Origin of the sequence: Amycolatopsis acididurans, assembly GCF_012328925.1 — a bacterium.
Taxonomy (GTDB): Bacteria; Actinomycetota; Actinomycetes; order Mycobacteriales; family Pseudonocardiaceae; genus Amycolatopsis_E; species Amycolatopsis_E acididurans.
On the sequence record NZ_JAAXLS010000050.1, the window covers coordinates 37966 to 48624 of the forward strand.

Annotated in this window: 11 protein-coding genes; 5 read left to right on the plus strand and 6 right to left on the minus strand. The window is 71.8% G+C overall.

Features of this window, described 5'->3' with window-relative positions; all coding sequences use genetic code 11:
- The first annotated feature begins 13 nt into the window (after positions 1-13).
- On the plus strand, positions 14-1486 hold the full coding sequence (locus HFP15_RS35595; RefSeq protein WP_168521780.1) for an adenylate/guanylate cyclase domain-containing protein: 1473 nt from the start codon (positions 14-16) through the stop codon (positions 1484-1486).
- On the opposite strand, the gene HFP15_RS35600 is transcribed toward HFP15_RS35595, so the two are convergent.
- Entirely contained in the window at positions 1483-2481 is a 999-nt protein-coding gene (locus tag HFP15_RS35600) for a beta-ketoacyl-ACP synthase III (protein ID WP_168521782.1), read from the minus strand. The two genes, HFP15_RS35595 and HFP15_RS35600, sit on opposite strands and share 4 nt — an antisense overlap.
- Before the next feature lie 128 nt (positions 2482-2609).
- Between HFP15_RS35600 and HFP15_RS35605 the strand changes: the two genes are divergently transcribed.
- From HFP15_RS35605 to HFP15_RS35615, 3 genes are all read left to right on the plus strand, one after another.
- On the plus strand, positions 2610-3095 hold the full coding sequence (locus HFP15_RS35605) for an Lrp/AsnC family transcriptional regulator (protein WP_210718300.1): 486 nt from the start codon (positions 2610-2612) through the stop codon (positions 3093-3095).
- Positions 3096-3245: 150 nt separating this feature from the next.
- Complete coding sequence (locus tag HFP15_RS35610; protein WP_168521786.1) at positions 3246-3650, plus strand: SsgA family sporulation/cell division regulator; 405 nt, start codon at positions 3246-3248, stop codon at positions 3648-3650.
- Positions 3651-3669: 19 nt separating this feature from the next.
- Positions 3670-4350, plus strand: coding sequence for a DUF1345 domain-containing protein (locus HFP15_RS35615; RefSeq protein ID WP_168521788.1), 681 nt, complete (start codon positions 3670-3672; stop codon positions 4348-4350).
- A gap of 1 nt (position 4351) precedes the next feature.
- Here HFP15_RS35615 and HFP15_RS35620 read toward each other — a convergent pair whose 3' ends face one another.
- The 3 genes from HFP15_RS35620 to HFP15_RS43170 form a co-directional block, all read right to left on the minus strand.
- Positions 4352-4957 carry a hypothetical protein gene (locus HFP15_RS35620; protein WP_168521790.1) on the minus strand — a complete coding sequence of 202 codons (606 nt, stop codon included), beginning with the start codon at positions 4955-4957 and terminating at the stop codon, positions 4352-4354.
- A 302-nt stretch (positions 4958-5259) separates the two neighbouring features.
- On the minus strand, positions 5260-7017 hold the full coding sequence (locus tag HFP15_RS44050; protein ID WP_168521792.1) for a rhodanese-like domain-containing protein: 1758 nt from the start codon (positions 7015-7017) through the stop codon (positions 5260-5262).
- Between the two features lie 30 nt (positions 7018-7047).
- Positions 7048-7386, minus strand: coding sequence for a hypothetical protein (locus tag HFP15_RS43170; RefSeq protein WP_246272338.1), 339 nt, complete (start codon positions 7384-7386; stop codon positions 7048-7050).
- Between HFP15_RS43170 and HFP15_RS43175 the strand changes: the two genes are divergently transcribed.
- Entirely contained in the window at positions 7379-7699 is a 321-nt protein-coding gene (locus HFP15_RS43175; protein ID WP_312871906.1) for a L,D-transpeptidase, read from the plus strand. The genes HFP15_RS43170 and HFP15_RS43175 overlap by 8 nt on opposite strands.
- Here HFP15_RS43175 and HFP15_RS35635 read toward each other — a convergent pair.
- On the minus strand, positions 7684-9906 hold the full coding sequence (locus HFP15_RS35635) for a helix-turn-helix transcriptional regulator (protein WP_168521796.1): 2223 nt from the start codon (positions 9904-9906) through the stop codon (positions 7684-7686). The genes HFP15_RS43175 and HFP15_RS35635 overlap by 16 nt on opposite strands.
- Positions 9903-10659, minus strand: a 757-nt coding sequence (locus tag HFP15_RS35640; RefSeq protein ID WP_168521798.1) for an Hsp70 family protein, incomplete at its 5' end; no start/stop codon positions are given. The genes HFP15_RS35640 and HFP15_RS35635, both read right to left, overlap by 4 nt.

A 10659-nucleotide genomic window follows, 5' to 3' on the forward strand; every position in this document is an offset into this window, starting at 1 on the left:
ATACGATCAACCCGTGATTCGGGTGACCGGGCTTCGGGTGGTGCTGCGCACCGGGCTGGGTTTCGGGGTGCTCGGATTCGCCTCGAGCGTGCTCGGCGCCGGTGCCGTGGCACTGCTGCTGGCGTTGCAGGGGCTGCCCGCCGACATGGACGGGCGCGCCTGGATCTTCGTCGCGTGCGCGGGTGTCTACGTCGCGGTCTCGATCGCCGTCGGCACGGTGTGGACGGCCGTGCTGCACCGCAGGACCGGCCTGTGGTTCATCGCCGGACGCAAGCCGACACAGGCCGAGGCCGAGCGGGCACTGCGCCTGCCCCAGCACCTGGCGGTGATCAGCGGGATGCTGTGGCTCGGCGGCACGATCGTGCTCGGCGGGATCGCGCCGCTGCTGGGCTCGTGGGCGGACATGACCGGCGTGGCGCTCACCATCGGGCTCGGCGGGCTGCTCACCTGCGGGCTGGTCTACCTCGCGGCGGAGTGGGTCGGCAGGCCGATCCTGACCCGCGCACTGGAGGTCCGCCCGCCGGAACGCGGCACCACGGTCACCGTGCGCACGAGGCTGGCGATCAGCTGGGGCGTCGCCTCCGGGGTGCCGCTGCTCGGCGTGCTGGTCGTGGCCGCGCCGCCCGACCTCGGGCACGCCGACAACACCGCGAGCCTGATCATGCTCGCGATCATGGGGTTGCTGTCCGGCGGGATCGCCAGCGCGCTGCTCTCACACGCCGTCGCCGCGCCGCTGCACCGGCTGCGGCTCGCGCTCGACCAGGTCGCGCGCGGGCGCACCGACGTGCGGGTACTGGTCGACGACGCGAGTGAGATCGGGCAGCTACAGGTGTCGGTGAACAGCATGGTGGCCGGGCTGCGGGAGCGGGACCGGATGCGCGACCTGTTCGGCAGGCACGTCGGGGCCGATGTCGCGACGCACGCGCTGGAGCACGGCGTCTCCCTTTCCGGCGATGTGCGCGAGGCCGCCGCGCTGTTCGTGGACGTGGTCGACTCGACGGCGCTGGCCTACCAGCTGCCGCCCGAGGAGCTGGTGCGCAAGCTCAACCGCCTGTTCGCGAGCGTCGTGCAGGCGGTCGACGCGCGGGGCGGGCTGGTGAACAAGTTCCAGGGCGACGCGGCGCTGTGCGTGTTCGGCGCGCCCACCCGGCTGGCCGATCCGGCGACCGCGGCACTGTCGGCGGCACGCGCGATCCGCGATGCGGTGCGCGAGACCGGTGAGCTGGACCTGGGCATCGGGGTCGCGTGGGGTCCGGTGTTCGCCGGGCAGCTGGGGGCCCGCAGCCGGCTGGAGTACACGGTCATCGGCGACGCGGTCAACGAGGCGTCGCGGCTGACCGAGCACGCGAAGAAGGTGCCCGGCCGGATACTGGCCAGCGACGCCGTCCTGGTGGGAGCCGCGCCGGGCGAGCGCGAGCTGTGGACCGAGCACCGCAAGATCCGCCTGCGCGGCCGCCGCGTTCCGACCGTGACGTGGCGGGCCTAGCCCGGTTTGACGTCCGGCCAGGTCAGCACCGTCGAGCCCCAGGTGAGGCCCGCTCCGAAGGCGGCCAGCAGCACGCGGTGCCCCGGGCGGAGGTCGCCGTCGTCGCAGGCGTCGGCCAGTGCGAGCGGGATCGAGGCCGCGCTGGTGTTGCCGACCGAGCCGATGTTGGCGACCACGCGCTCCTCGGGCAGGCCGAGCTGCTTGGCGGCGCCGTGCAGGATGCGGATGTTGGCCTGGTGCCCGACGAAGCGGTCCACGTCGCCGACCGCCAGTCCCAGCTCGCCCAGCACGGTGCGGGCCGATTCCGCCATCCGTGCGACCGCGTGCCGGAACACCGCCGTGCCCTGCATGGTCACGAAGTAGTCGTGCGGCTCGGCGGCGACGCGCTGTTTCGCGCCACCGGCCGGGACGATCAGCAGCTCCGCCAGGTCGCCCGCGCTGTGCAGGTCGAACGGGCCGATCGCGCCGGGCTCGTCCGCCTCACCCGCACGCAGCACCACGGCACCGGCACCGTCCCCGAAGATCGGGTAGGTCGCGCGGTCGTCCGGATCGCACATCCGGCTGAACACGTCCGCGCCGATGACCAGCACCCGGTTCGCGGCGCCCGCCGCGATGAGCCCGCTCGCGGTCGCGAGGGCGTAGACGAAACCACTGCACACCGCGTTCACGTCGAACGCGGCGATACCGCTGAGGCCGAGTTCGGACGCCACCCTCGGCGCGCTGGCGGGGCACAGATGGTCCGGGGTCGCGGTGGCCAGCACGAGCGCGTCCACCTCGTCGGAATCCGCGCTGCGCAACGCGTTTCCGCCCGCGTGCACAGCCATGTCCACTGTGGACACATCGGGGTCGGCGATGCGCCGCTCCCGGATGCCGGTGCGGGTGCGGATCCATTCGTCGGAGGTGTCCAGGCGCCGGGAGAGCTCTTGGTTGTCCACCACTCGCGGCGGGAGCCAGGCACCGAGCCCGGCGAGAACCGCGGAGTGCCCCTTTCTCATGCATCGGTTGTAGGGGCTACCCCTTAGTAGACCGGTCAGTTGTGTTCCAGGTCACTTCCATTGCCCCCATAAGGACCATGACTCCCTGGTAGGTAATCCGCCCTTACGGCGACGGTTCCCCGGATAGGATGCCTGACGTGCCCGCCGCCGACCTGGATTACCTCGACCGCGCCATTCTCAGCAAGTTGCAGGAAGACTCCCGCACGATCGCGGAGTCGATCGGCGCCCAGATCGGCCTTTCCGCCGCGGCCGTGCAGCGCCGGATCAAACGGCTGCGGGAGACCGGCGTCATCGCGCGCGAGGTCGCGGTCGTCGAGCCGAAGTCGGTCGGCGTGCACATGACCTTCGTCGTGATGGTCGAGATGGAGCGCGAGCGGATCGAGGTGCTCGACGCCTTCCGCAAACAGGTGCTCGGCGACCCCGCCGTACAGCAGTGCTACTACGTCACCGGAACGGCTGACTTCGTGCTGGTCGTGGCCTGCCGGGACATGACGGAGTTCGAGGAGTTCACGCGGCGTATGTTCTTCGACAACGGTGAGGTACGGCACTTCACGACCAGCGTCGTCATGGACCGGGTCAAGGTCGGCCTGAGCGTCCCGCTGCACGGGGACTAACAACCAGTGGCGCACTGCGTTACAGGTTTTCCGACATTTGCAGCCGATCGCGTGAAAGTCGGCGTCCGCGCATCATCGTTGAGTAGCTACACCATCTCCTGGCTGTCCGAACCGTTCGCCCCCGCGAACCAAGACCGCGAGGAGTGGCACGTGAACACCGATGCCGTCAACCAGAGCCAGTTCGTGACCCTCAACGGGTCCGGCGCCCCAGTCCTGTCTCGACTGTCCTATGTGGGCACCGAGCCGTTCGCCGTGAACATCGCCTTCCGCACGGAGCGCGGCCGCTGGGTCGAGTGGACGTTCGCACGTGACCTGCTCGTGACCGGCCTGGCCGAGCCGGCCGGTCTCGGCGACGTGCGTGTGCGCCCTGACCTGGCCGCCGACGAGGACATCCTGATCCTGGAGATCGAGTCCCCGGACGGGTACGCGCTGGTCGAGATCGAGCGCGAGGACGTCGAGCGGTTCCTCGACGCCGCCGCCGCGGTGGTGCCGATCGGCAGCGAGAGCGAGCACTTCGACGTGGACGCGTTCATCGCCGAAATCACCAACGTCTGATCCGTACTACGTTTGGTCCGTGCACGCGGACGAGACGCCGGTTCCGGCGTGGCGAGGACCCACCCCCGGCGAACACCGCTGGCCCGCGGTCGCGGTCGTCGTCGGCACCGTCGCACTGCAGGTGCTCCTGCCGGACGAACTGGTGCTGCGGCCATGGTGGCTGCTGCCGGCCGTGACGGCGCTGCTCGTGGTGGCGCTGATGCTGATCAATCCCGGCCGGGTCAGCAGACGCACGCCGGTCGACCGCACGGTGGCGCTCGGGGTGGTGGCGGTGGTGAGCGTCGCCAACGGCGCGTCCGCCGTCGGGCTGGTCTCCGGCATCATCGACGGTTCGATCACGAACCGGCCCGGCTCGGTGCTGCTGAGCGCCGCGATCGTGTACTGGACGAACATCGTCGTGTTCTCCCTGTGGTACTGGGAGTTCGACCGCGGCGGTCCCGGACAGCGAGCGTCCGGTGGCGCCGAGTATCCGGACCTGATGTTCCCCCAGATGTCGAACCCCGAGCTGGCGCCGAAGGACTGGGAGCCGACGTATCCGGACTATCTGTATCTCTCGTTCACCAACGCCACCGCCTTCAGCCCCACCGACGTCATGCCGTTACGCCGCTGGGCGAAGCTGACGATGATGCTCCAGTCCGCGATCTCGCTGATGATCGCGCTGCTGGTCGTCGCGTGGGCGGTAGGAGCGTTGAAGCCCTGAACTAGCGCCCCAGTCGCGGCGTGCTGTCGCGGTGCGCGGTGTTCACCTGTGCCCAGAGGTCCAGCGCCTGCTGGACCTGCTGGTTGACGGCGTCGATCGGGTTGGCCGGGGCCGCGGTGCTCGGCGCGACCGATTCGCTGCGCGCCTGGGCGGCGTTGTCGCTCGACACGGGAGCCTGCGGCCGCACCGTGACGCGTTTGGTCGCCGTCACCGTCTTGTCCACCGGCGCGGGGGCCGCGGGCGCGGGCGGCGCGCTCGGGACCGACGTGGTCGCCGGGCCGCCGGCACCTCCCGGCAGGTCGTCCCGATCGGGCGCGGGCGCCGACGCGGCCGCGGGAACGGGATCGCTCTGGCCGAACGTGCCGCCGCCGATCCAGCCGACCACCAGGAACAGAGCCGCGGCGCAGGTGAACAGCACGGTCCGCCGGACGCGGCGCGGTTTCGCGGGCAGCGGTGGCAACTCGAAGAACGGGACGGGCAGGGCCTCGGTGACGTCGTCCGGTTCGGCGGCGGGCGGCGCGCTCGCCGCGACGATGCCCGTCCGGTCGGCGATCCGCACCTCGGACAGGAGATCGCTCGACCTGCCGTGCAGGATCGTGCGCGTCATCAAACCCTCCAGAAAAACCCATTCACCCGAACGCACACACGACGTTGTATTGCCGCCCCCGACGCCCGGCCGAAACTACCAGGGCGACCCCTGAAACGATGGCGAGAGAGTCTCACTTTCCACGGTCGCGGGATAAATTGACTCTATCGGGTGATGCAGGTCGGGGAGTTCGTGCGCAGGGTAACCACCGTGGCTGATTGACGTACTTCCATTCGGGAATGGCCGTCAATTTCACCCGGCATCCGCAGCCACTCCACAAAGGACCAAATGCGAATTCCTCGGTGGCGAGGCATTTCCCGCCGTCAGTTCTCCACCGGACGGGCCGGATGATTCGACCATTGCGACCACGAACCCGGGTACAGCGCGGCGTTGATCCCGGCCACGGCGAGGGCCGCGATCTCGTGCGCCGCCGTGACCCCGGATCCGCAGTAGACGCCGACCGGACGGTCCGCGGCGCCCAGGGCGCGGAACCGGGCGGCCAGCTCCGCACGAGACCGGAACCGGCCGTCGGCCGCGAGGTTTTCCGAGGTCGGCGCGCTCACGGCACCGGGGATGTGCCCGGCGCGCGGGTCCACCGGCTCCTGTTCACCGCGATACCGCTCGCCCGCCCGCGCGTCGAGCAGCACGCCGCCGCCGGGGAAGTCGCCCGCCTCGTCGATCGTCAGCGTCGGCAGGTTGCCCGGTGTCAACGTCACGTCACCGGGTGCGACTTCGGGTCCGGGCCCGGCTTCCAGCCCTGCCTGCCAGGCACCGAGACCGCCGTCGAGCAACCGGACGTCCGTCAGGCCCGCCCAGCGCAGCAACCACCACGCGCGGGCCGCCGCGGTGTTGCCGGTGTTGTCGTAGACCACGACCGACGAACCCTCGCGGATCCCCCACCGACGGGCCGCCGCCTGCAACGCGTCCAGATCGGGCATCGGATGGCGGCCCTCGGTCGGCACGGGCGGCGCCGCCAGTTCGGTGTCCAGGTCCACGTAGACGGCGCCGGGGATGTGGCCGTCGAGGTAGTGCTGGTGCCCGTGCGGATCGCCGAGGGCCCAGCGCACGTCGAGCAGTACCGGCGGTTCCGCCGAGGCCAGTTCCCGCGCCAGTTCCCCGGCGCCGACCAGCACCGGCAGCTGCAGTTCCTCGACGCGGGCGCTACCCGGCTTCTCGCCGCGGGCGGCGGCGATCGCGAGCCTGCGCTGCAACGCCTCGTTGACCGGGGTCGGCACCCCGTGCAGTCGGCCGAGCAGCACGATCTCGCCGTTGAGGAAGTCCCCTTCGACCGATCCGGCGCCGCGCGCCAGGCTCTGCCACGTCGACCCCTGGCCGCGCAGCACCGACACCACCATGGAAACGTCTACTTCGGACTCTTCGAGGAGGTTCGCCGCGGTCAGCCCCGCCGCGCGGAACACGCGCAGCGCCTCGGCCCGCGCCAGCGCGGCGAACCGGTTGTCCGCACCGAACAGGGCCCGCACCGCGTTGCCGAGGTTGCCCAGCAGCTTGCCCGCCTTCCAGCGCGGCAGATCGGGCACCTCCTGCACCGCGAAGTCCGCGGCACGGAAGTCCGCCGCGATCGCCGTAAGCCGCGGATCGCCGCCGCTCGGATACCGGCCGAGCCAGAACAGCCCGGGCTTCTCCACACCCTCGGCGCTGACCTCGCCCGGCTCCAGGTAGGCGCACGGCTGCCAGATCGCCGCGCCGAACACGGTGCGGAAGCGCCGCAGCGCCGCGCGTTCGTTCTCCAGCCCGTTCTGCAGGCTGACCACCGGCAGATCGGCCGCGACGCCGTTGCCTGCCGGCCGCCACGACCATTCCCGCAGCACGTCCTCGGTGTGCTGGGTTTTCGTCGCGAGCACCAGCACGTCGTCCTCGGTCAGCTCGACCTCGGCGGAACTCGTCGCGACCGGGATTCGCACCACCTGCTCGCCGCCGGGACGCCGGTATCGCAGCCCACGCTCGCGGATCGCCGCGGCGTGCTCGCCGCGTGCGATGAGAACCGTCGGGATTCCGGCCAGCTGCAGCTGCGCGGCCACGGTCGAACCGACCGCCCCCGCACCGATGACGACATACCGCATGCCCCCATCCTTGCAGCAACAAGATCGTGATCATCGCGGAGCGAACCTTCGGCGCCCGCACGACGTCAATACCGGCGTGAACAAGATCTGGCTGGTGTTGACCGGTGCCGTCGCGGCGGCCGCGCTCGCGGGCTGCTCGTCCGGCGGCGGTGGGGCGAACGTCCAGGCCGCGGCGTTGGCGAGCACCCCGGCGTCGAGCAGCGAAGCGGCGCCGACCACCACGACCACGACGGCGCCGCCGAGCACCACGACCACCCCGCCCAGCACCAGCCGGTCGACCACGACCACGAAGAAGCCGGCGAGCACCACCGCTGCGCCCGCGGACACCGGCACGCCCTGTTCGATCACCGAGGGCGCGTGCGTGGACATCTCCGCGAAGAAGGCGTGGCTGATCAGCGGCGGCAAGGTGGTGTACGGGCCGGTGCCGGTCACCACCGGGCGCAAGGGACATCCGACTCCGGTCGGCCGCTTCAGCGTGCAGTACAAGGAGAAGATGCACTACAGCAAGGAGTTCAACAACGCGCCGATGCCCAACTCGGTGTTCTTCACCAACACCGGCGTCGCGTTCCACTCCGGCAGCCTCGCCGCCCAGTCGCACGGCTGCGTGCACCTGTCCAGCGCTGCGGCGCAGAAGTTCTTCAACTCGCTCAGCGTGGGCGAGGCCGTTCAGGTCGTGCCCTGATCCAGTTCCACGCGCAGTTCGGCGAGTAGCTCGCTGCGGCTGCCCGCGCCGATCCGCTGCCGCATGCGCGCCATGTGGTGCTCGACCGTCTTGGCGGAGATGAACAGCCGGTCGCCGATCTGCTTGTAGGTCAACCCGGCCAGCACCAGCTCGGCGACCTGCCGTTCCCGCTCGGACAGCCGCGTGGGACCCGGCGTCACCGACGGTTCCCGGCCTTGGAGCACGCGCGCGCAGTCGAGCAGGGTCACCATCGCCTTGCGGTCCGAGGTCCGGATCGCGGCCTGCCCGGCCAGCCGCGCCCCGTCCCAGCACAGCCCGGCGCCGTGCAGGCCGCGCGCGGCGTCCTCGACCGCGATCGGATCCACGTCTCCGCCGAGCACCTTCAGCCAGCACTCGGCGGCCCGTGCCATCACCTCGAAGTACGGCCCGGCCTCCGCGGCGGCCCGCAGCGCGCCCGCGTGCTCGGCGGCCTCGCCGGGTTGTTCGTCGAGGATCGCCGCGTGCAGCCCGCTCCAGTGCAGCGCCGTCGCCCACAGCGGCGGGTCGCCGAGCGCGGCCAGCAACTGCCGCGCCTGCCGCAGATGCGGGGCGAGCCGGGCTCGTTCGCCGAGCCGGGCGGCGGCGACCTCGAACTCCCCGAACGGCAGGAAAGTGAACAGGTCGACCGGATGCCGGACGACGGCCTCCCGTGCCTGCCCCCAGATCCGGCGCAGTGCCGCCAGGTCACTCGCCCGGCGCGCGAGTCCGACCCGCAGGCCGACCGCGAACAACCAGTCGCGGGGCGCGAGCTCGTCGCCGGCCTCGCCGAGCCTGGTGGCGGCGGTCTCTTCCTCGCCACGCACCATCGCGATCCACGCGAGCAGCAGCCGGTGCCGTGCCACCAGCGAACCGGCTTCGACCGCGCGGGCCAGCAGCGGTTCGGCGATCGCGGCCTCGCCGCTGTGCAGCGCCACGAGCGCGCCCAGCGCGGCGGGGCTGTCGGGCAGCAGCGCGCTCGCGGACACCGGTTCGAGCATCTCCGCCGAGCGCACCAGTGTGGCCAGCGCGACCGCGGGCTGGTCCGTTACGGATTCGGCGATCCCTTTGGCGGCCGCGGAAACGGCACCGGCGAGCAGCGTCGGCGGGCCGCCGGCCGAGCACTTCTCCAGCGCCTGCCGTGCCTGCGTCGCCTGCCCGGTGCCGTAGAAACCGATCGCGGCGAAGCAGTTGCCGTCGCCGTTGTCCGACCACTGGAACAACTCCGCGCTGCGCGCCAGCTGACCGCGATGTGCCAGGGCGATGCCCGCGATCCGGGCCGCCTCGCCGCGATCCGGTGCGGACTCGGCGGCGATGACCTGGTCGGCCAGCCGGAGCGCGGTGTCGAAATCCCCATGGCGCACGGCCGCTTCCGCCCAGCGCGCGCTCACCGGGCGTCCCGCTCGTACGGCGGCCTCGTACAGTTCGAGCGCGGTCGCCGGCTCGGCCTCGGCGGCCGCCGCCTCGAAGGCCGCCGCGATCCCGTCGCCGGTCAGGCCCGCGCCGAGCAGCGGAAGCACCAGGCGCAGGACCGGGCCGCCCCGTTCGAGCTGGCGTTCCACGAGCTGGCGCCGCAACGCGATCTGCCGGTCGTGCGGGATCAGTTCCCGCAACGCGCGGGCCGCGACGGGCAGGAGCGTGCCGTCGGCCGCGAGCAGACCCGTGGCGTGCGCGGCCTCGATCGCCGTGCCTGCCAGGTCCGGTCCGGCGCCGGCCTCGGCGGCGAGCAGGAAACGCAGGACGTCCTCGCTGGCTCGGTCCAGTTCGTGCCGCAGCAGCGTCAGGTCGTCGGCCGCGCGCACGAGACCGGGCACCCCGCCGGTCTGTGCCTGCACCGCGGCGGACTCGCGCCCGCGGAAACGCTCGGTGCGCGCGCGGTCGAACGGGCGCAGCACGATCTGGCCGCGCAGCCGCCCCAGCACCTCGTTCAGCTTGACCGGCCGCGGATACGGGCGCGCGGCGATGACCAGGCCGGCCTGCTCGTCGTCGAGGTGTCGCAGGATCGCGGCGAGGTCCTCGTCGCCGAGCAGATGCGCGTCGTCGACCAGCCGCACGTCGGCCCCCGCGAGGTGGTCGAGCACGGTGGTCTTGCCGTAGCCACCGGGCGCGACCATCGCGAGCCGCACGGGCGCCAGCTCGCCGGAAACGATGGCGGCGCACACGCGTTCGGTGGGCTCGTCCAGCAGGATCACTCGGTGTCCTCGCTACGGGAGCGCCGCGCCGGCACGAACCGGCGGCGCGGTGGTTCCAGTGGGGTGATCACGACCGGAGGTCGTGGGGGTGCGGGTTCGGCATCGTAGACCTCGTCCGGGTCGAGCTCGGGATAGCCGGTGACGCGCGGCACGAGCGCGGTCGACTCCGGCGAGGCCTCCGCCGCGGGGCGCGCGGCCAGTGCGGCACCGCGCGCGGCCGCCGTGCCGGCGTCGGGATCGGTGATGATCCGGCAGTCCACGAGTTCGGCCGCGACCTCCGCGACCAGCGGGATGCGGGCGTGGCCGCCGGCGAGCAGGACGGCGTCGAGCTGTTCGTACCGCGTGAGCTGGGTGAGCGTGGTGTGGACGTAGGGGTGGATGAGGCGTTCGAACTCGGTGCGGGTGACGGGCGCGTCGAAGTCCGCCGAGGTGGACAGCAGTTCCTTGAGCTGGGTGAGATCGCCCTCGCAGCGGTCGGCGAGCAGATCGTCGAATTCGGGCGCGGGCTGTTCGGCGTGGGCGAGCATCTCGAACGTGCTGGCGCCGCGGCGCAGGAGGGCGGTGTCGACGTGCTCGCCGCCGAGCCGGCACACGGCCAGCGTGGTGCCCGGTTCGATGCGTTCGCGCACGAGCTGGCTTTCCGCCGCCGCGACCGGGCTGGGCAGCAGGAGCACGTTCGGCAGGCCGGCGTCGTGCAGCGCCTCGTGCAGAACGCGGCGGCGGTAGGTACCCCAGCCGGGTGGGTGGGTTAGG

What these genes read in the sequence shown, in the direction of transcription:
- HFP15_RS35605 (WP_210718300.1), top strand. Translation starts at nt 2,610, where the DNA reads ATGCCTGACGTGCCCGCCGCCGACCTGGATTACCTCGACCGCGCCATT.
- HFP15_RS44050 (WP_168521792.1), bottom strand. Translation starts at nt 7,017, where the DNA reads ATGCGGTATGTCGTCATCGGTGCGGGGGCGGTCGGTTCGACCGTGGCC.
- HFP15_RS43170 (WP_246272338.1), bottom strand. Translation starts at nt 7,386, where the DNA reads ATGTCCACGCACGCGCCCTCGGTGATCGAACAGGGCGTGCCGGTGTCC.
- HFP15_RS35620 (WP_168521790.1), bottom strand. Translation starts at nt 4,957, where the DNA reads ATGACGCGCACGATCCTGCACGGCAGGTCGAGCGATCTCCTGTCCGAG.
- HFP15_RS35600 (WP_168521782.1), bottom strand. Translation starts at nt 2,481, where the DNA reads ATGAGAAAGGGGCACTCCGCGGTTCTCGCCGGGCTCGGTGCCTGGCTC.